The sequence below is a fragment of the Enterobacter cloacae complex sp. IR5428 genome, assembly GCF_049238585.1.
Taxonomy (GTDB): domain Bacteria; phylum Pseudomonadota; class Gammaproteobacteria; order Enterobacterales; family Enterobacteriaceae; genus Enterobacter; species Enterobacter intestinihominis.
Map to the genome: position 1 here is coordinate 277,459 of NZ_JBMKHV010000002.1, position 18,821 is coordinate 296,279.

General features: G+C 53.5%; 18 protein-coding genes, 1 tRNA gene and 2 pseudogenes. 6 read left to right on the plus strand and 15 right to left on the minus strand.

Annotation, left to right across the window (positions count from 1 at the left end; all coding sequences use genetic code 11):
- Positions 1 to 3 precede the first annotated feature (3 nt).
- Positions 4 to 1,629, plus strand: coding sequence for an alpha-amylase family protein (locus tag ACOTXC_RS03625; protein ID WP_045622067.1), 1,626 nt, complete (start codon positions 4 to 6; stop codon positions 1,627 to 1,629).
- Here the strand turns inward: ACOTXC_RS03625 and ACOTXC_RS03630 are convergent, their stop codons facing one another.
- The 4 genes from ACOTXC_RS03630 to ACOTXC_RS03645 are packed head-to-tail and all read right to left on the minus strand — an operon-like array spanning position 1,630 to position 4,126.
- Positions 1,630 to 2,616: an SDR family oxidoreductase gene (locus tag ACOTXC_RS03630; protein WP_421767408.1), complete on the minus strand. Its 987-nt coding sequence runs from the start codon at positions 2,614 to 2,616 to the stop codon at positions 1,630 to 1,632.
- Positions 2,617 to 2,632: 16 nt separating this feature from the next.
- Positions 2,633 to 3,151, minus strand: a complete 519-nt coding sequence (locus ACOTXC_RS03635; protein WP_280004806.1) for a 2-oxo-tetronate isomerase — start codon at positions 3,149 to 3,151, stop codon at positions 2,633 to 2,635.
- A gap of 15 nt (positions 3,152 to 3,166) precedes the next feature.
- Entirely contained in the window at positions 3,167 to 3,613 is a 447-nt protein-coding gene (locus ACOTXC_RS03640) for a DUF421 domain-containing protein (RefSeq protein ID WP_022649269.1), read from the minus strand.
- Between the two features lie 9 nt (positions 3,614 to 3,622).
- Entirely contained in the window at positions 3,623 to 4,126 is a 504-nt protein-coding gene (locus ACOTXC_RS03645; RefSeq protein ID WP_032626079.1) for a hypothetical protein, read from the minus strand.
- Positions 4,127 to 4,265: 139 nt separating this feature from the next.
- Between ACOTXC_RS03645 and ACOTXC_RS03650 the strand changes: the two genes are divergently transcribed.
- On the plus strand, positions 4,266 to 4,655 hold the full coding sequence (locus ACOTXC_RS03650) for a YdeI family stress tolerance OB fold protein (RefSeq protein WP_421767409.1): 390 nt from the start codon (positions 4,266 to 4,268) through the stop codon (positions 4,653 to 4,655).
- A 61-nt stretch (positions 4,656 to 4,716) separates the two neighbouring features.
- Positions 4,717 to 5,601, plus strand: coding sequence for an SDR family oxidoreductase (locus tag ACOTXC_RS03655; protein WP_421767410.1), 885 nt, complete (start codon positions 4,717 to 4,719; stop codon positions 5,599 to 5,601).
- 102 nt (positions 5,602 to 5,703) lie between these two features.
- Here the strand turns inward: ACOTXC_RS03655 and ACOTXC_RS03660 are convergent, their stop codons facing one another.
- Positions 5,704 to 7,686, minus strand: a complete 1,983-nt coding sequence (locus ACOTXC_RS03660; protein ID WP_421767411.1) for an alkyl/aryl-sulfatase — start codon at positions 7,684 to 7,686, stop codon at positions 5,704 to 5,706.
- 171 nt (positions 7,687 to 7,857) lie between these two features.
- Here ACOTXC_RS03660 and ACOTXC_RS03665 point away from each other — a divergent pair, with 171 nt between their 5' ends.
- On the plus strand, positions 7,858 to 8,256 hold the full coding sequence (locus ACOTXC_RS03665; protein WP_022649275.1) for a hypothetical protein: 399 nt from the start codon (positions 7,858 to 7,860) through the stop codon (positions 8,254 to 8,256).
- A gap of 58 nt (positions 8,257 to 8,314) precedes the next feature.
- Here ACOTXC_RS03665 and ACOTXC_RS03670 read toward each other — a convergent pair whose 3' ends face one another.
- The 3 genes from ACOTXC_RS03670 to ACOTXC_RS03680 all read right to left on the minus strand — a co-directional run bounded on the left by ACOTXC_RS03670 (position 8,315) and on the right by ACOTXC_RS03680 (position 10,895).
- Positions 8,315 to 8,926, minus strand: coding sequence for an outer membrane beta-barrel protein (locus tag ACOTXC_RS03670; RefSeq protein ID WP_022649276.1), 612 nt, complete (start codon positions 8,924 to 8,926; stop codon positions 8,315 to 8,317).
- Between the two features lie 100 nt (positions 8,927 to 9,026).
- Positions 9,027 to 9,656: a winged helix-turn-helix transcriptional regulator gene (locus ACOTXC_RS03675; RefSeq protein ID WP_022649277.1), complete on the minus strand. Its 630-nt coding sequence runs from the start codon at positions 9,654 to 9,656 to the stop codon at positions 9,027 to 9,029.
- A 63-nt stretch (positions 9,657 to 9,719) separates the two neighbouring features.
- Entirely contained in the window at positions 9,720 to 10,895 is a 1,176-nt protein-coding gene (locus ACOTXC_RS03680) for an OmpP1/FadL family transporter (RefSeq protein WP_421767412.1), read from the minus strand.
- Between the two features lie 541 nt (positions 10,896 to 11,436).
- On the opposite strand from ACOTXC_RS03680, the gene ACOTXC_RS03685 reads away from it, so the two are divergent.
- On the plus strand, positions 11,437 to 12,081 hold the full coding sequence (locus ACOTXC_RS03685) for a LysE family translocator (protein WP_023306874.1): 645 nt from the start codon (positions 11,437 to 11,439) through the stop codon (positions 12,079 to 12,081).
- 21 nt (positions 12,082 to 12,102) lie between these two features.
- Here ACOTXC_RS03685 and ACOTXC_RS03690 read toward each other — a convergent pair.
- From ACOTXC_RS03690 to actS, 4 genes and pseudogenes are all read right to left on the minus strand, one after another.
- Positions 12,103 to 12,297, minus strand: a pseudogene (locus tag ACOTXC_RS03690) (putative T6SS immunity periplasmic lipoprotein); the annotation flags it as partial.
- A pseudogene (locus ACOTXC_RS03695) lies at positions 12,297 to 12,584 on the minus strand (integrase); the annotation flags it as partial. The pseudogenes ACOTXC_RS03690 and ACOTXC_RS03695, both read right to left, overlap by 1 nt.
- Positions 12,585 to 12,718: 134 nt before the next feature.
- A tRNA-Gly gene (locus tag ACOTXC_RS03700) sits at positions 12,719 to 12,792 on the minus strand.
- A gap of 80 nt (positions 12,793 to 12,872) precedes the next feature.
- Entirely contained in the window at positions 12,873 to 13,613 is a 741-nt protein-coding gene (actS, locus tag ACOTXC_RS03705) for an amidase activator ActS (protein ID WP_063137624.1), read from the minus strand.
- A gap of 163 nt (positions 13,614 to 13,776) precedes the next feature.
- On the opposite strand from actS, the gene idi reads away from it, so the two are divergent.
- Positions 13,777 to 14,319 carry an isopentenyl-diphosphate Delta-isomerase gene (gene idi, locus ACOTXC_RS03710; RefSeq protein ID WP_421767413.1) on the plus strand — a complete coding sequence of 181 codons (543 nt, stop codon included), beginning with the start codon at positions 13,777 to 13,779 and terminating at the stop codon, positions 14,317 to 14,319.
- A 48-nt stretch (positions 14,320 to 14,367) separates the two neighbouring features.
- On the opposite strand, the gene lysS is transcribed toward idi, so the two are convergent.
- The 3 genes from lysS to recJ form a co-directional block, all read right to left on the minus strand.
- Positions 14,368 to 15,885 carry a lysine--tRNA ligase gene (lysS, locus tag ACOTXC_RS03715; RefSeq protein ID WP_022649302.1) on the minus strand — a complete coding sequence of 506 codons (1,518 nt, stop codon included), beginning with the start codon at positions 15,883 to 15,885 and terminating at the stop codon, positions 14,368 to 14,370.
- 9 nt (positions 15,886 to 15,894) lie between these two features.
- Positions 15,895 to 16,993, minus strand: a protein-coding gene (prfB, locus tag ACOTXC_RS03720) for a peptide chain release factor 2 (protein WP_115438011.1) whose coding sequence is annotated in 2 segments (ribosomal slippage) — positions 15,895 to 16,917 and positions 16,919 to 16,993 — 1,098 coding nt in all. Because the reading frame shifts where the segments join, the coding sequence is not laid out codon by codon here.
- Between the two features lie 90 nt (positions 16,994 to 17,083).
- Positions 17,084 to 18,817, minus strand: coding sequence for a single-stranded-DNA-specific exonuclease RecJ (gene recJ / locus ACOTXC_RS03725; protein ID WP_023298541.1), 1,734 nt, complete (start codon positions 18,815 to 18,817; stop codon positions 17,084 to 17,086).
- Between the last annotated feature and the right edge of the window lie 4 nt (positions 18,818 to 18,821).

Consider the following 18,821-nt stretch of genomic DNA (forward strand, 5'->3'; position numbering starts at 1 on the left):
GCTATGGCAGGCTGGCATACACGCGCCATTATTTACCAGATTGATACCGCCCTGTTTTACGATCTTAACGGCGATGGCTGTGGCGACATCGCCGGGATCGCCGCGAAGCTGCGCTACATCCGCCGGATGGGCGCGACGGTTATCTGGATCACCCCGTTTTACCTCACCCCTTTTCTCGATGAAGGCTATGACGTAAGCGACCATTTGCAGGTCGATCCCCGCTTCGGCAAGCTCAACGATATCATCGCCTTTATTGAACAGGCGCGGGAGCTGGGGATGAAGGTCATTATTGAGCTGCTGATCCAGCACACCTCGGATGCGCATCCCTGGTTTCAGCAAGCCCGCCGCAACCCGCAGTCACCCTACCGTGACTATTATCTCTGGTCTGACACGGACGAGGACGATACGCCACCGATGTTCCCCGGCGTGGAAAAGAGCGTCTGGACATGGGACGACGAAGCGGGGCAATACTACCGGCATATGTTTTATCACCACGAGCCGGATCTCAATCTGGCCTCCCCGGCGGTGCTGAAGGAGGTTGAGAACATCATCATATTCTGGCTAAAGCTCGGGGTGTCGGGCTTTCGCCTGGATGCAGCGTCGCACCTGACAAAACAGGCCGGGCGTGGAGATGAAAAACGCGGCCTGTGGATCCTGGAGCATCTGCGCCGTCTTATCGAACAGCGCAATCCGGACGCGATCCTGCTCGGCGAAGTCGACGTGGAGGTCGACGCCTACAAAGATTATTTTGGTCAGAATGACCGGCTCAACCTGGTGCTGAATTTCTGGCTCAATAAGTACTTTTACGTCAGCCTTGCAGAGAAGAGCGCACGACCGCTGCGCAACGCGGTGAAAAAGATGATTGTGCCGCCGGACTCCTGCTGCTTCGCCAACTGGCTGCGCAATCATGATGAGCTGGATCTGGAAGGGATAGGCAAAAAAGCGAAGCAGACCGTCATTGATGCCTTCGCCCCTGATGAAGAGATGAGCGTGTATCAGCGAGGGATCCGCCGCCGTCTGGCGCCGATGCTTAAGGGCGATCGAAAGCGGCTGGCCTTTTGCCATGCGGTCTTGTTTTCGCTGCCGGGCGTACCGGTCATGCGCTACGGGGATGAAATTGGAATGGGCGATGATTTAGATCTGGAGGAGCGTTACGCCGTACGCACCCCGATGCAGTGGGCCGGATCGCAGGGCGGCGGTTTCTCAGATGCCGACCCGGAAACCTTTATCGCCCCAATGATTGACCATGGTCCGTACCGCTATCAAAAAATCAACGTGGCGGATTCGCTGTTGCACCGCAACTCCCTCCTGCACTGCATTATCGATATCGCCAATACGCGCTCGGAGTTTCCTGAGATCGGCGTCGCGCCGTTTCGTCTTATTACTATCGACAACGATGCGGTACTGGGGATCTATTACGAAACCGACACGCGCAGCATTCTGACCTTCGTTAACTTCAGCGATAAGCCCGTTAATTTTACCGCCAGAGGGATCCGGCATGCGACCTGGACCGCATGCCTGGCGGACAAACGCTACGACGACGCGCTGGTATGCGGCAAAACCGTCGCGCTTAACCTCAGCGGCTATGGCTACCGCTGGTTCTGGACCGATCGTACCGCACTGCGCTGATTATCGTCTCCGCGAGAGCAGCAGACGCGCCACGATCGCGCCCGTAACGGCGAGGGAGCCGAGCAGCACTTTCCCCGGCATGCCGGAGGTAACGCTGGTGGCGCGCTCTTTTGCTTCGTCGGTGAAGTGCCCGTGGATTTTATGCAGGTCGTTAACCGGCTGATCCAGATAGTCCTGACGGTCATCCGCATTTAGCGTATCGGTCATCTGCCCTTCCCAGGCCTTTTTAACCATCAGCCGGTCCAGAAAGCCGGGGAAAAGAAACTGCCCGACAATCGACTGGATGGTGCTGCTGCCCACCCACAGCTCCCGCACCGGTTTCTGCGCCACCTTAAAAATAGCGCTGGCAGCCACTTCCGGCTGAAACACGGGAGGAACCGGGCGCATCGCCCAGGCAAATTTATTCCTCGCCCACTCGAACTGCGGCGTGTTGAGGCCTGGCATCTGTACCATTGCGATCTGCACCCGGCTGTTTTCATGCATCAGCTCGGTGCGTACGGCATCGGTAAATCCGCGGATCGCGGCTTTCGCCCCACAGTAGGCTGACTGCAAGGGAATGGAACGGTAGGCCAGCGCGGAGCCAACCTGAATAATCGTTCCGCGATCGCGAGGGGTCATTAACTCCAGCGCGGCGCGGGTGCCGTTAACATAGCCCAGATAGGTCACCTCGGTGACGCGGCGAAACTCCTCCGGGGACATGGTGCGAAACGGCGCCAGCATCCCGCCCATGGCGTTATTCACCCACACATCGATGGCTCCAAGCCGGTATTCAATTTCGTTAGCAGCATCGGTCACCGCCTTGCTGTCCGCCACGTCGGCCTGAACGGCACACGCGTTGATCCCGAAACGGCGCAACTCCTCTTCTGTGGAGCGCAGGCTCTGCTCATCGCGGGCAATAATGCCTACATCGTAGCCCGCTTTAGCAAAGTGCAGCGCCGTGGCTTTCCCCACGCCCGCCGTACCGCCGGTAATAACGATAACAGCCATAGCCTTTCCCCTTGTCTCAGACGTTATCCCACCCGGAGAGTATTTCGATCAGTTCAGACAGCGAATAACGCACCGCTTTTTCCACCACATCCTGACATTCACCGGAAAACAGCACGGTGCGGGTTTCCGTCTGTCCGCGAATATCCCAGCCGAAGCAGACCGTACCGGCTGCCGTGCCATCGTCTCCGCCTTCCGGTCCCGCATAGCCGCTGATGGCAACACCAATATCCGCCTCGGCAATATCGCGAATTTTAGCGGCCATCTCAGTAACCGTTTGTTCACTGACGGCGGTGAAGCGCTCAATCGTTTCGTGCCGCACGCCGAGGATCCTCTCCTTCGCCGCATCGCTGAACACCACCATGCCAACGTCATAAAATTCCGCCGTGTTCTCTTCGGCACAAAGCGCAACCGCGAGATTACCCCCGGTGCAGGACTCCGCCGTGGTTAGACGCAGTCCTCTTTCTGTGAGCGTCGTGGCAAGCTTTTTCGTCAGCTCGCTGATGGTCGTATTATTATCGTGAATAAGGTTGCTCATGGATGTGCCCCTTAGTTAATTTTCTTCAGGAATAATTGAAATATGGCCGTTACGCTCAAGGATCGCGTACTTAATATCCTTTAATTCCGTTATGCCGTGGTTCTGGCGTGCTGAAACCAATATATCATCGCAGGATACATCGACTTTTTTCAGTTTATCCGCAATGGGAATACCATTCTCTACCAATATCACCGGAGTGCCATCAAGAACATTCTCAACAGAAGAAGAATATTTTTTAATCAGGCCAAAAATAATATCCACCACCACCAGCGTTGTTATTGTAATCATCGCACCGGTGACGGAAAAATCTTCACCCAGTAGCGCCTGCTGTGTCGCCTCACTGATAATTAAGAGCAAAATAAGGTCAAAGCTGGTCATTTGCAGCAGGGCGCGCCGTCCGGCGACTTTAAACACGATCACCAGAAACAGGTATATTGCCAGGGCACGAAAAACCATGTCCATATTCGACTCCTAGGGGTAAATAAACTGCCAGAAGCGGATATCTGGCCCGTTGTTTACGCGGATGCTGTTGGTCCATTTCCCTGCTTTTGTCGGCGTGATGAACAGCAGGACGGTGAACTTATCGCTCTGTTTCAGATTGTCGTAAACGAGAAACAGGGTGTTCCCCCGGCTATACATGCTGTCCGGCTGCGGCCAGACGCTGCCCGGCTCATATACGTCGCTGCTTTCGCTGGTCAGGCTGAGAATATATTTACCCTCAGACGTCACCGGAAACGTCAGCGTCATCCGCGATTCGGTCTGGCGGCGGCCGAAGCGCTCATAGCTCAGCTTCAGGGATTTTGCTTCGTTTGTTTTCTCCACGTCGCTAACCGCACCGCTGGAAAACAGGCCGGCTAACGCGGCCACGATAATACCTAACAGAACAATAAAACCCACCTGACGAAATGCATACTCAAACGTCAGTAAACGATAACTCTCTTTTATCCCAGGCACTTTTTCATTTTTTGGTTCCATGGCTTTTGTCACCGTTTCGCTTAATTGCCGAAATTTTTGATTTTTCTACGCAAATGCTTTTAAGACTTATCACATTTGCCACATAAAGGAATAGCAACAATACTTAATAAGTCAAGACATCCAAAATGAAGGATATCAGATGAAATTATCAGTGATTTCAGCCTTGTTAATATTAATTATCCCTTCCGCATGGGCAGATAATAACGGCGGGTTACAAAAGGGTGAAGCGCCGCCACCGCCGCATGCCCTGGACAGTGGTTATCGTGGTACCGATGATGCGCGCATTATGACCATTACTCAGGCAAAAGAGATGCATGATGGCGCCTCTATTTCATTGCGCGGCAATCTTATTGATGGCAATGGCGATAAATACGTATTCCAGGATAAAACCGGGAAAATCGACGTTATTATCCCGAAAGCCGTATTTGACGACAGAACCGTGGAACCTGACAACATGATCAGTATTAGCGGCTCGCTCGATAAAATATCATCCCCACCCGTAGTGCGGGTCAGCCACTTGCAAAAATAATTCAGCGAAGCGTTAACGCTGTAACTATCCATCAAATCTCACCCCTAACAAGGAGTTAGCTATGAGTGATAATGAACAACGTACGAACGCTTACCCAACGCCACCTTTCCCGGAGCAGCCCCAGACGCCACCGGGCCTGGCCTCTGAAATGGACCCTGTTCCCGATCACGGCGAGACAAGCTACAAAGGGCATGGCCGGCTTACTGGTAAGAAGGCGCTAATTACCGGGGGCGATTCCGGCATCGGACGCGCAGTAGCCATTGCCTATGCCCGCGAAGGGGCAGATGTCGCCATTAACTATTTGCCGGAAGAGGAAGAAGACGCTGCGGAAGTGATCGCCCTGATTAAAGCGGAAGGACGGAATGCCGTCGCGCTACCGGGCGATGTGCGGGACGAAACTTTTTGTCAGAACCTGGTGGAACAGGCCGTCGGAAAACTGGGCGGGCTGGACATCCTGGTGAATAACGCAGGCCGCCAGCAGTACCGTGAGACGCTGGAAGAACTGACCACGGAAGATTTTGACGCGACCTTTAAAACCAACGTCTATGCGCCTTTCTGGATCACAAAGGCGGCGTTGCGCCACATGAAAGCTCCCGCTTCCATCATTAACACCTCATCTGTACAGGCGGTAAAACCGAGCGCCGTAATGCTTGACTATGCGCAGACCAAAGCCTGTCTCGCGGTGTTTACCAAAGCGCTGGCGAAACAGCTGGGTCCGAAAGGGATCCGCGTGAACGCGGTAGCGCCCGGACCTTACTGGACCGTGCTCCAGCCCAGCGGTGGGCAGCCACAGGAAAAAGTGAAACATTTTGGCGAGAGTACCCCTCTGGGACGCCCGGGACAGCCTGTGGAGATCGCACCGCTGTATGTCACTCTGGCCTCGGATGAGTGTTCATACGCCTCCGGGCAGGTCTGGTGTTCAGACGGCGGGGATGGCGTCATCTAGCGCTTAAGCAGCGCAGAGTGTAGGCCGGGTAAGGCGAAGCCGCCACCCGGCAAATTGTTGCTGGCGAATGCTAAAAGGCTGCGAAAGCAGCCTTTTTTACTTTTAAGGGGTGACGACAGGAAACCAGAAACTGAAGCTCTCTATGCAGCGCAGCATTTCGTCTACCTTCGCGGCGTTGCCGACGATCGTCACCTCTCCTGCCTGTTGCGCCTTTTTCAGCGTGGTCTCCTTAAGGATGATTTTGTTCAGCGTTTCGCGGCTGAGCGTAATGGTTGCATCCGGATCTTCTGCCTGGATATTGGCACTGTGGTTTAGCACGCCATTCTCCAGCTCCAGCTTATACCTGCCGCCCTCGCGGCCTAAATCAACGTTAAAAACGCCTCTGGCATTCGCTGCTCTGACGCCGTTAAGATGAACGCCGAAGTAGTCAAAAATCATCTCAGTCGACATGGCACGGACCGCATCCGGGCTGGCGGTTTTGGGCGTCGGCTTTATCTTCACGCCGTTACGCAACTCTTGCGCACCGGTGAGGTAGGCGTTACGCCACGGCCCTGACTCCGCATGGTATCCCAGCTGTTCAAACGCATCGGCTTCCAGTTCGCGCGCCGCTTTATTATTCGGATCGGCAAAAACGACTTTACTGACCACCTGAGCCACCCAGCGATAATTCCCCCGGGCATAATCGACACGGGCTTTTTCAAGGATCGCGCGGGCTCCGCCCATGTAATCGACATACTTTTTCGCCGCCTCGACCGGAGGCAGTTCATCGAGCGTCGCCGGATTGCCGTCGAACCAGCCAAGATAGTAGACATAGGTGGCTTTGACGTTGTTGCTTACCGAGCCGTAATAGCCACGGCCTGCCCAGGATTTAGCCAGCCCGTAAGGCAGGGCGAAATTAGCGGCTATTTCATCCCTCGTCAGCCCCTTATTCGCCAGTCTGAGCGTCTGGTCGTTGATATAGCGGTAGATATCACGCTGGCTTTTCATCAGCTTCACCACTTTTTTGTTACCCCACGTGGGCCAGTGGTGCTGCGCGATAATGATTTCCGCTTTATCACCCCAACGATCGATGGCGTTATTGATGTACTTTGACCATGCCAGCGGATCGTGTATTTTCGCCCCGCGCAGCGAGTAGGTATTGTGCAGGGTGTGAGTGACGTTCTCTGCTGCTTCGATCAGCTTTTTCTCTTCCACATACCAGAGCATTTCAGACGGTGCTTCCGATTCCGGCGTCAGCATAAAGTCATAGGTGAGACCGTCAATGACCTCTTTCTGCTCCTCTTCGGTAATAGAGTGAGTGGGCGCGATGAGCGTGACCGTTCCGGCTGAGGTGGTAGTCCCCAGACCTGCCCCCACCTGCCCCTTCACACCGGGTTTCAGCAGGTTTCCGTGGATATAGCTGGCACGGCGGCTCATGGCGTTTCCGGCCATGATATTTTCCGATACCGCCTCTTCCATAAAACCGGCTGGCGCATAGACTTTCACTTTGCCGGACATTACCCCGGCTTCATCAATTACGCCACGCACGCCGCCATAATGATCGACGTGGCTATGGGTATAAATAACGGCAACAACCGGACGTTTGCCGCGATGCTTAACGTAAAGATCCATGCCCGCTTTAGCCGTTTCCGCGGACACCAGCGGATCGATAACCGTGATCCCCTCTTTGCCCTCTATGATTGTCATATTCGACAGATCGAGGTTGCGGATCTGGTAGACGCCTTCCGTGACTTCAAACAGACCGCCGATATTATTCAGCTGCGCCTGACGCCACAGGCTCGGGTTGACGGTATCCGGCGCTTTTTGCCCTTCTTTGATAAAAGCGTATTTCTGGGGATTCCAGATAACGGCGCCTTTTTCACCTTCAATCACCGCAGGTGGCAGCGGGGCAATAAAGCCTTTATGCGCATTTCGGAAATCGGTTTTATCAAAGAAGGGCAGTTGACCATAAAGTGCATCATTCATTTGTTTCGTATGGGCAGTAGCTTCCTTCACCTCCTTTTGTGCCAGGACAGGCAATGAGATCAACGAGGCCAATAGCAGACCAGCAACGGCCATCGCACTAACGAGAGTTTTAAATTTCATACATCCTCGAGGCGTCATATTCACGCTGGCGGTACATGGGGGGAAAGGAGGCTATCACCGGGATTTTCTTTTACCTATGGAAATAACGTTTATAAATAAATAAGTTTATTCTTTCGTCGCTGCGGCCTTCAGGGATAATGCTGAGTCCAATTATTTCCCCGGAGTGATTCGATGAAGAGCCTGCCGTTCTTTTTCGCTATATTAAGTCTGAGCACATTAACAGCATGTAGCTCTCCACCACCAGACAACGTTGAAAAGATTAATCATCTGCAAATTCCGCTGGTATTACCGGGGGAAAAACCGCCGCAGGCACAGATATCTCATATCGCGTCTCTTTATCAGGAAAATAAACAGCAGATCGATAACTTAACGCGCAGCGTAAAATCACAGTATCTTCAGGACACTACCGCAAAAGAAATTTTTGTTGCGGACAGCGCTGTTCAACGCGTTTACGCCTCGCTGACCAAACTGGAACAGTTAGATATGGTTAATCAGCAATACCTGAAAGACAATAACGTCACGGGCCTGCAAAATATTCATATTATGCTTGAACCGTTATTCGCCAGCTGACAACAAAAAACCCGGCAACATAGCAGCCGGGTTTTTCTTAATCGCCATATCACATGCATCAGTCGTACTGACCAAAGCGATAGCTAAGCCCTGCGGTGACGGAACTCAGGTCGCTGCTCACACCGATCTGGTTTGCATTACCCACATTGCTTACCCACTGATATTCCAGGCGGCCAGCCCAGTTTTTATTGAAGGCGTATTCAGTACCCACAGCTGCAAGCGGGCGCACACCGGTTTCAAAACGATTGTGACCACTTACATCGGATTCAGCGCGATAGCCCATCGCCCCGGCACGGCCGTAGATATCCCAGTCATTGGTCAAGGCATAGCTGGCCTTCAGGGACATTTGCAGACCCTGCGTCTTCATTTGCGCCCCTGCGCCATGCTGACCCTTGATCTGCATGTTGCCTAAATAATCATAACCGCCTTCTACCGCAAGCCATGGGGTAATCTGGTAACCCGTATAAACACCCCCACCGACATTATCATGGTCAAAATCGAAGTGGTCGGAATTATTGTTATCAAACGCTTTTGAACCCATATTGGTATCAAAATAGTGTGACCAGCCGAATTTCGCTCCGCCATACCAGGTGCCCGCATCAGCGGCGGCGAACGCGGAAGTGGCGGTAAACGCATTAACCATAATCAAAGCGAGAACTGTCTTTTTCATAAATATACCGTTTACTTAATAAAGATAAAACTTAGAAAGCAAACGATATAGAAAATTAACAGCCTCGTTAATTCCATTTCTGTTTAATTTTAAACTTCCCCTAGAATGATTCAGGTAAGTGTCTGACTTCAAGCAAATACCCACCGCGCTTAAAGGAGATATATTCTCCCTGTTTAAGGGCGGATAATACATTGAGTATACTACTGCGAGAAAGCAGCGTACGATCCTGAATATATTCCAGTATCGTGGTACGCAAACGCGTCTCCTCCGGGAGCAAAATCATTTCCTGAAGGTGGTTACGAATAACGGAATAGGTACGCTGCTGGAGTACCTGCGCATCACGGAATATCAAATAGGCCGTATGGTATGAGAGCAGCGCTGCGACATCCTCCCAGACGCCCTCGGCACGGAATAACTCGGCCGCCTTGTCCGCATCGAGACGTAAAATGGTCGACTCCCTTTCCGCACGGAGAAAATGGCCTTGCGTAGGCTGGATCATCTCAGCAATACCAAACAAATGCGGCTCGTAAACGGTCACGACCACCAGTCCATCCGATGTCCGCAGCAGGGACAGCTCCCCTTCCAGAAAGAGGTACATCTGCTGTTTCCCCTTCCGTAACCAGGTGAGTCGCTTACGTGGAACTACGTGCACTTTCTCCGCTATCGGCTCAAGGATAGCGGTCAGTCGTTCGATGGATTTTTCGGGTCGAACAGGCGGTAAAATATGCATGGTACAACCTTCTGACATTCAGTATCTGCCATTATAGACCATATATTTTAAGCGGTTAGCCGATCAAAACTGATAGCTGTAGTTGACGCTGGCAAACCAAAGATAAGGATGGTCGTAACTTCCGGCAAACGCCACCGGCGATTTCACATGCGACGACTGCATATGAAGATACGACACGGCAATACCAATATTGCTGGCCGGGGTGATCTGATACTGGGCTCCCGTACCAAATCGCCACTCATCGCCGGTAGGTAAGGTTAAGGCCACATCGCTCTGGCTTTCATACGGCGAGCTGTCGAACGCCACACCGGCATTCAGTCGCCACTGAGGCGTTGGACGATACTGCACGCCCACCGCACCGTGCCACGTGTCCTTCAGGCGGCTGACGTTGTTCAGCTGCTGGTCCCCGACGACGATTTGCGGCGCGCCGAACTGGCTCCAGTCCTGCCAGCCGAGATCGCCCATAACCGACCACTGCGGGTTAATGTCATGCACAAGGCTGAGCATAATTTGCTGCGGCGCGCTGATTTGTGCTGACACCGGCAGGTCGTAGGTGCCGTTCTGAACACGCGCGTTGCCGTCAATATTGAAGCTGTAGTCCGTTTCGCTGTTCCAGGTAATACCAGCTCGGGTCTGGTCAGTTAGCTGCATCAGCAGCCCAAGCCGATAGCTCATGGCCAGGTCTTCATCGCGTCGCCGGTAGTCATCATCGTTAACGCTGCGAGTCAGCGAGAAGTAACCGTAGTTAACGTTGGCGGACGCGCCAATCGAAAGACGGTCGTTAAGCTTATAGGCCAGCGAGGGGCTGAGCGTCATGGCTACCATGGTACTCTTCTTAATCAGCCTGTCGCCCATCCAGCTGCCGTAATCGATCCCCAGGCCGTAATTACCGTAAAGCCCGACCCCGGCATAAAGATCATCGTTTATCTTCTGACTATAAAAGGCGCTGGCATTCGGGATGGTTTTCATCACATCGCCGGGGCTTTGATGGGCATCGTTATCCAGCTGGTGGTCGATGGAGCCATCCATAACCTGTAACCCACCGGTGACCATATGATCCGGTAAGCGCGTCATGCCAGCCGGGTTGGTCATAATTGTAGAGGCATCCTGCGCACGAGCCGCCTGCCCTGCTCCGGCAAGCGCGGTATCTTCGGTGCCAGCTTCATAAAAATAGAGGGCGCTGGCATGGGCACTGGAGGCAGCTAATAAGCCAGCGCACAGGAGGAGTCGTGTTTTCATCTGCGATCCGGGAAATAAAAAATTTGCCGACAGATATAACAGGGGCAATTGATTACGTAAAAAGAAAGAGGGTTTAATTTTAAATTATGCGCGCGCGTAATTATATTTATGACACTCCAGCGACAGCCGGAACAAAGGCACCGTGATTCTGCATGCACCAGGAGAAGAATTTCTTACAATGCCGTTTGTACTCGTTCGGCTTAAGACAAGCGTTACTCACTACTGGGATCGCTCTTATCCTCTCGCATGGATTCGATAAACTCCCGTTGCTCCGGTGTGAGTTCAAGCTCATCCAGCAGGCGATCTAACTCTTCTTCAGGCGATTCCTTTTGATTCTTTCTCTTCCCGCTAGCCATACTCACCCTTGAGTTATTAGGATTAATCTCAGGGTATCCAGGGTACAGGAAATGTGCAACTTAGCGTGTTATGCCATGAGTGATTCGTTGTTTAGCAAAAGCAGACTAAAAGCATATAAAATCACCTTTTACGCATAAAAATTCAGTGTTAGCATGGAGGTACATAATTTTTTCTGGAGATGGCTATGCTGGACATAACTCATTTTGGGCTTTTCGTCCTATCTGTATTTCTCCTTTCCGTTACACCTGGGCCTGATATAGCCTACGTGGTAGGTCAAAGCGTGGTTAATGGAAGACGAGCGGGAATTATCTCTGCCGCTGGTGTAGCATTAGGTAGTTGCACACATGCAATTGCAAGCGCTGTGGGATTAACCGCGTTGATAACAGCATCTCCGATGATGTTCACCATCATTAAGTCTCTCGGTGCGGCTTATCTGGTGTATCTCGGTAGTAAGATGATTTGGGGAACGCTGACAAAGCAAACCACGAATCACAACGAAGCTGAACGCGTTAAGGCAAAAGCGACTTTGACGAGTCTACTTACTAAAGGTTTCATAACTACCTTAACCAACCCGAAGGTACTGTTATTCTTCATCTCCTTTTTCCCTCAATTCGTTGCGCCTGGAAGCGAGCACCAGACAGCTTCTTTTCTACTCCTGGGAATGACCTACGCATTGATCGCTTTTATGACTGATTTAACGTTCGCCGTACTTGCAGGTAGTGCAGCCGGAACCGTTTCGCAAAACAGAAGGTTGCAGAAAATACTGGATAGAATTGTTGGTGTAACATTCATTGGATTAGGGCTCAGATTGGCGTTTACACGCCGTTAAGAATATGGGGCGTTCAGCCCCTTATTCTTTGGGATAAGAAAATACAGCAGTGACTAAATGTGACCCTGATTTATCAGATTGGACGTCATAGGCGAAGTTATACCGCTCTCCAGGTGTAAACTTAAATCCGAACACAGGAAGACACCCGCCCTTTTGAACATACACGGGCTTGTCATCAAAAATCTTGTGAAGAGAGTCGCTATTATCCGTGGCGATTCATCACGGCTGACACTAAGTTCCCACTCGACAATGGTCTTCAGGTGCTCCCGTAGCTCCTCATAGGACGCGCTAGGGTTATCTGCATGGATTGCTTTAAGTGCTGACTTGATGTGACGAGAGTGAGCCATAGCGGTGCGTCTGTCCTTAGTCCGTAGTGATACTGACGCTAGTTTATAACGGTTGTGAGAAGGAAGCGAAGCGGTCAGGCGACCAGTGGTCTTCATCCTAAGACGGATGTAAAAGACACCGTTACGCTGATAAAGGTAGGTTATTGAGTTGAGCATGTACTGAGACCTTAGGTCTGCTCACTACTTCAACAAAGTTAGTCACAGTGTTGGTTACAGTGAGTAAAACTATCGGAAGGCTTTAAGCCATGTCCCTTAGGATTCAGTAACTTATTGAACTTTAAGAAGTGTCATGGAGCGGGCGAAGGGAATCGAACCCTCGTATAGAGCTTGGGAAGCTCTCGTTCTACCATTGAACTACGCCCGCTTTGAGGTGCGTAAGGCATTATAGACCTTACGCCTCTTCATACAAGCCTTTACCCCACTAAGTGGCGATTAAATAATCACTTAGCACTTCGGTTTACTGCCCTGCGCCGGAAGATAACGCTGCGGATCGATGGCCGTGGCCTTATAGCGGATCTGGAAATGCAGCTTCACCGTATCCGTCCCGGTACTGCCCATGGTCGCAATCTTCTGCCCCGCCTTCACGTTCTGGCCATTATTCACTAACATCGTGTCGTTATGCGCATATGCCGTAATGTAGTCCTCACCATGCTTAATCATGATCAGGTTACCGTATCCACGAAGCTGGTTACCGACATAGACCACCTTTCCGGCCCCTGAAGCGTAAACCGGCGTGCCGCGTGCGGCAGCGATATCAATACCTTTATTGCCCCCTTCCGAGAGCGAGTACGGCGCAACCACTTTTCCGCTTGCAGGCCAGATCCAGCAGCGCTGACCGACCGGCGGCCAGGATGATTTAGGCACCTGATAGGATGGCGTCACTTTGGCTGTTTTACGCGTTGAGGACTTATTCCCTGAGGAGGAACCGCCGTTAACCTTGAGCTTTTGCCCTATCTCAATGGTATAGGGTGGAGAAATATTATTCAGGCGCGCCAGCTCCTTCACGCTGGTCCCCGTGGCACGTGAGATGCGGTAGAGCGTGTCCCCGCGCTTAACGGTATAGACGGCACCGGAATAACTGCCCATATCCGAAGATTTACTCCCCGAGCATCCTGCTACAAGTAGCGTCAGCGTCAGGCAGAAAACGGCAATGATCGGGTTTCTCGTCAGGCTTCCTGCAAACAAAACAGCTCCTCGGTCAGCGTGAATGGCGCACTATGATAGCAGCCCAAACTGATGCGGGTCATGCCCTTTTCCGCTCTGTGGGCCAAACCGTTTGCATAAGAATGCAGTATAATAATTCCGCTGATGGTGCTGAACCATTAAGCATTATGGCACTGGAGCATCAATGAGTATTCAAGAACACGTTATTTTGGTAAATGACCAGGGAAAGGTGATTGGCACTCAGGAGAAGTACGCCGCGCACACGTCACACACCCCGCTTCACCTGGCCTTCTCTTCATGGCTGTTTAACGCTAACGGAGAATGTCTGATTACCCGGCGCGCCTTAAGTAAAAAAGCCTGGCCCGGCGTGTGGACCAACTCCGTTTGCGGACATCCACAGGCCGACGAAGCGACAGAGCAGGCGATTATCCGCCGCTGCCGCTTTGAAGTCGGGGCCGAAATCACCGACATCACCCCCGTTGCCCCGGAGTTCCGCTACTGTGAAGCCGACCCTTCAGGGATCGTTGAAAACGAGATCTGCCCGGTCTATGCCGCCCGCGTAACGAATACCCTCGCAATCAATAGCGACGAAGTGATGGAGTATCAGTGGGTGGAGCTGGACGCGCTTTTCCGCGCGCTGGACGCCACACCGTGGGCATTTAGTCCGTGGATGGTGCAGGAAGCGAACACTGCGCGCGAAAAACTCAGCGCTTTTGCGGCGCAATAAAAAAGCCCCGGCGATAAACGCACGGGGCTTTTTTTACGTCTTAACGGCTTATTTCACCGGACGCATCGCCGGGAACAGGATCACGTCGCGGATGGTGTGGCTGTTGGTGAACAGCATCACCATACGGTCGATACCAATACCCAGGCCAGCCGTCGGCGGCAGGCCGTGTTCCAGCGCGGTTACGTAGTCTTCGTCGAAGAACATCGCTTCGTCGTCGCCTGCCGCTTTCGCGTTAACCTGATCCTGGAAACGCTGCGCCTGATCTTCTGCATCGTTCAGCTCGCTAAAGCCGTTACCGATTTCGCGGCCACCGATGAAGAATTCGAAGCGGTCAGTGATTTCCGGGTTCTCGTCATTACGACGCGCCAGCGGAGACACTTCCGCCGGGTATTCGGTGATGAAGGTCGGCTGAATCAGGTGCGCTTCGGCCACTTCTTCGAAGATCTCGGTCACGATACGGCCCAGACCCCAGCTCTTCTCAACCTTAATACCGATGCTTTCAGCGATCGCTTTCGCAGAGTCGAAGTTATCCAGATCCGCCATATTGGTTTCCGGACGGTATTTCTTGATCGCTTCGCGCATGGTCAGTTTTTCGAACGGCTTGCCGAAGTCGAACACTTCTTCACCGTAAGGGACCTGCGTGGTGCCCAGAATATCCTGCGCCAGGGTACGGAACAGGGATTCGGTCAGCTCGATCAGATCTTTGTAATCCGCATACGCCATATAGAGTTCCATCATGGTGAACTCTGGGTTATGACGTACGGAAATACCTTCGTTACGGAAGTTACGGTTGATCTCGAACACGCGGTCGAAACCACCGACCACCAGACGCTTCAGGTACAGTTCCGGCGCGATACGCAGGTACATGTCCAGGTCCAGGGCGTTGTGATGGGTGATGAACGGACGGGCAGAGGCACCGCCTGGGATCACCTGCATCATCGGGGTTTCTACTTCCATAAAGTCGCGGTTAACCATGAACTGGCGAATACCGGCCATGATCTGGGAGCGAATTTTGAAGGTCTTACGGGATTCATCATTAGAGATGAGATCCAGGTAGCGCTGACGATAGCGCGCTTCCTGATCCTGCAAACCGTGGAACTTGTCCGGCAGCGGGCGCAGGGCTTTGGTCAGCAGACGCAGCTCGGTGCAGTGGATAGACAGTTCACCGGTCTTGGTTTTGAACAGTTTACCTTTAGCGCCCAGGATGTCGCCCAGGTCCCACTTCTTGAACTGCTCGTTATAGATGCCTTCCGGCAGGTCGTCACGAGAGACATACAGCTGAATGCGGCCGCCAACGTCCTGTAAGGTCACGAAGGAGGCTTTACCCATGATACGACGGGTCATCATGCGGCCCGCCACGGACACTTCAACGTTCAGCGCTTCAAGCTCTTCGTTCTCTTTACCGTCGAAGTCTGCGTGCAGTTGGTCTGAGGTGTGGTCACGACGAAAATCGTTCGGGAACGGCACGCCCTGCTCGCGCAGCGCTGCCAGTTTCTCGCGGCGGGTTTTCAGTTCGTTGTTAAGATCGACTACCGCGTCAGCGCCCTGTGATTGTTGTTCAGACATGTTGGTTCCTCATAACCCTGCTTTCAAACTTGCTTCGATAAATTGATCCAGGCTGCCGTCCAGCACCGCCTGCGTGTTACGGGTTTCAACCCCGGTACGCAGGTCTTTGATGCGGGAGTCATCAAGGACGTAAGAACGGATCTGGCTGCCCCAGCCGATATCGGACTTGTTGTCTTCCATCGCCTGCTTCTCAGCATTTTTCTTCTGCATCTCCAGCTCATAAAGCTTCGCTTTCATCTGCTTCATGGCCTGGTCTTTGTTCTTATGCTGGGAACGGTCGTTCTGGCACTGTGTTACCAGCCCGGTTGGAATGTGGGTAATACGCACCGCAGATTCCGTACGGTTAACGTGCTGACCGCCCGCGCCGGATGCGCGGTACACGTCGATGCGCAGGTCAGCCGGGTTGATGTCGATATCGATATCCTCATCCACTTCCGGGTAGACAAACGCGGAGCTGAAGGAGGTGTGGCGACGGCCACCGGAATCGAACGGGCTCTTACGCACCAGGCGGTGAACGCCGGTTTCAGTACGCAGCCAGCCGTAGGCGTAATCGCCAATAATCTTAATGGTGACGGACTTGATACCCGCCACTTCACCTTCGGACTCTTCGATAATCTCGGTTTTGAAACCGCGCGCTTCTGCCCAGCGCAGATACATACGCATCAGCATGCTGGCCCAGTCCTGCGCTTCGGTACCGCCAGAGCCTGCCTGAATATCGAGATAGCAGTCAGCGCTGTCGTATTCGCCGGAGAACATGCGACGGAATTCCAGCTGCGCCAGCTTCTCTTCCAGCACGTTGAGCTCTGCCACGGCTTCGTTAAAGGTTTCTTCGTCGTCGGCTTCGACAGCCAGCTCCAGCAGCCCAGAAACATCTTCCAGACCCTGCGCCATTTGATCCAGCGTATCTACGATGGCTTCGAGGGAGGAACGTTCTTTACCCAGCGCCTGCGCGCGTTCAGGTTCGTTCCAGACGTCCGGCTGTTCCAGCTCGGCGTTTACTTCTTCGAGACGCTCTTTCTTGGCATCGTAGTCAAAGATACCCCCTAAGAACGTCAGAGCGCTCCGTGAGGTCCTGAATGCGGTTTTTTACCGGATTAATTTCAAACATGGTCTGTTTTCTTTTATGAGCTTGTCAAAATGCGGTGATAAGAGCGGGATTGTACCGAATCCACGCCCTTTTTTATAGAGATTACTGACGCTAAATTGGCCAGATATTGTCGATGATGATCTGAAGGGTGCGGTTACCGCGGAACTCGTTAATATCCAGCTTATAGGCCAGCTCAACCTCGCGCACGCCGTTGTCCGGCCAGATGGAGGTATCAACGTTAAAGGCGATGCCGTCGAGCAGCGGCCCGCCGCCGACCGGTTCCACCATCACTTTGAGATGGCGTTCGCCCACGATGCGCTGTTGCAGCAAACGAAAACGTCCGTCGAAAAGCGGCTCCGGGAACATCTGCCCCCACGGGCCGGCATCGCGCAGCATCTGCGCCACCTCCATGGTCATTTCAGCCGGAGAAAGCTCGCCGTCAGAAACCACTTCACCCTGCAAGAGAGACGGATCGATCCACTCGGTGACCAGTTCGCCAAACAGACGCTGGAACTCCTCGAACTTCGCCTCTTCCAGCGACAGGCCTGCCGCCATCGCGTGACCGCCGAACTTAATCATCAACCCCGGATGCAGCGTATCCAGACGCTCCAGCGCATCGCGCATATGCAGCCCCTGAATGGAACGACCGGAGCCTTTCAGCGTGCCGTCCCCGGCGGGGGCGAACGCGATCACCGGGCGGTGGAAACGCTCTTTAATGCGCGACGCCAGAATGCCCACCACGCCCTGGTGCCATTCGGGGTGATACATCGCCAGCCCACCCGGCAGGTTATCGCCGCTGCGCTCCAGCTTTTCGCACAGGGTCAGCGCTTCGGCCTGCATCCCCTGCTCAATCTCTTTACGGGTCTGGTTGAGTGCGTCCAGCTCACTGGCCAGCACGCGCGCTTCGCCGATGTTGTCGCACAGGAGCAGCGCAACGCCAACCGACATATCGTCCAGCCGCCCCGCCGCGTTCAGGCGCGGGCCGAGGGCAAAACCCAAATCGCTTGCCGCAAGCTTCAGCGGATCGCGGTTGGCAATTTCCAGCAGCGCCTTGATCCCCGGACGGCATTTGCCCGCCCGAATGCGGCTCAAGCCCTGCCAGGTGAGAATACGGTTATTGGTATCGAGCGGCACCACGTCCGCCACGGTTCCCAGCGCCACCAGATCGAGATACTCCGCGAGGTTCGGCACGGCAATCCCGCGCGATTCGAACCAGCCCTTATCACGCAGCAACGTGCGTAACGCCAGCATCAGATAAAACGCCACCCCTACTCCGGCCAGCGATTTCGACGGGAAATCGCAGTCGCGCAGGTTCGGGTTAATGATGGCTTCGGCGTCTGGCAGGGTTTCTCCTGGCAGGTGGTGATCGGTGACCAGTACCGGGATCCCCAGCGCATGGGCATGATCGACCCCCGCATGAGAAGAGATCCCGTTATCCACGGTCATGATCATCTGTGCACCACGGGCATGGGCCTGATCGACCACTTCCGGGCTGAGGCCGTAGCCGTCTTCAAACCGGTTCGGCACCAGGTAAGCCACGTTATCGCAGCCCAGCGCACGCAGGCTGAGTACGCTCAGCGCGGTACTGGTTGCGCCGTCGGCATCGAAATCGCCCACCACGACAATCCGCGTCCCGTCACGGAACGCGTCGTAGAGCATTTCAGTCGCTTTTTCGATGCCACTCAGCGCTTGCCAGGGCAGCATGCCTTTGACGCTGCGCTCAAGATCGCTTGCCGTACGCACGCCACGGCTGGCGTACAGCCGCTTTAACAGCAGCGGAAGCGTATCTGGTAAATCCGCGGTTTCAACCGCATCGCGGCGGCGCAGTTTTATCGGGGCTTTCACGCGA

What these genes read in the sequence shown, in the direction of transcription:
- ACOTXC_RS03630 (WP_421767408.1), bottom strand. Translation starts at nt 2,616, where the DNA reads ATGGCTGTTATCGTTATTACCGGCGGTACGGCGGGCGTGGGGAAAGCC.
- lysS (WP_022649302.1), bottom strand. Translation starts at nt 15,885, where the DNA reads ATGTCTGAACAACAATCACAGGGCGCTGACGCGGTAGTCGATCTTAAC.
- ACOTXC_RS03680 (WP_421767412.1), bottom strand. Translation starts at nt 10,895, where the DNA reads ATGAAAACACGACTCCTCCTGTGCGCTGGCTTATTAGCTGCCTCCAGT.
- ACOTXC_RS03660 (WP_421767411.1), bottom strand. Translation starts at nt 7,686, where the DNA reads ATGAAATTTAAAACTCTCGTTAGTGCGATGGCCGTTGCTGGTCTGCTA.
- ACOTXC_RS03675 (WP_022649277.1), bottom strand. Translation starts at nt 9,656, where the DNA reads ATGCATATTTTACCGCCTGTTCGACCCGAAAAATCCATCGAACGACTG.
- ACOTXC_RS03650 (WP_421767409.1), top strand. Translation starts at nt 4,266, where the DNA reads ATGAAATTATCAGTGATTTCAGCCTTGTTAATATTAATTATCCCTTCC.
- ACOTXC_RS03655 (WP_421767410.1), top strand. Translation starts at nt 4,717, where the DNA reads ATGAGTGATAATGAACAACGTACGAACGCTTACCCAACGCCACCTTTC.
- ACOTXC_RS03645 (WP_032626079.1), bottom strand. Translation starts at nt 4,126, where the DNA reads ATGGAACCAAAAAATGAAAAAGTGCCTGGGATAAAAGAGAGTTATCGT.
- ACOTXC_RS03625 (WP_045622067.1), top strand. Translation starts at nt 4, where the DNA reads ATGGCAGGCTGGCATACACGCGCCATTATTTACCAGATTGATACCGCC.
- ACOTXC_RS03670 (WP_022649276.1), bottom strand. Translation starts at nt 8,926, where the DNA reads ATGAAAAAGACAGTTCTCGCTTTGATTATGGTTAATGCGTTTACCGCC.
- idi (WP_421767413.1), top strand. Translation starts at nt 13,777, where the DNA reads ATGAGTATTCAAGAACACGTTATTTTGGTAAATGACCAGGGAAAGGTG.
- ACOTXC_RS03640 (WP_022649269.1), bottom strand. Translation starts at nt 3,613, where the DNA reads ATGGACATGGTTTTTCGTGCCCTGGCAATATACCTGTTTCTGGTGATC.
- ACOTXC_RS03685 (WP_023306874.1), top strand. Translation starts at nt 11,437, where the DNA reads ATGCTGGACATAACTCATTTTGGGCTTTTCGTCCTATCTGTATTTCTC.
- ACOTXC_RS03635 (WP_280004806.1), bottom strand. Translation starts at nt 3,151, where the DNA reads ATGAGCAACCTTATTCACGATAATAATACGACCATCAGCGAGCTGACG.
- ACOTXC_RS03665 (WP_022649275.1), top strand. Translation starts at nt 7,858, where the DNA reads ATGAAGAGCCTGCCGTTCTTTTTCGCTATATTAAGTCTGAGCACATTA.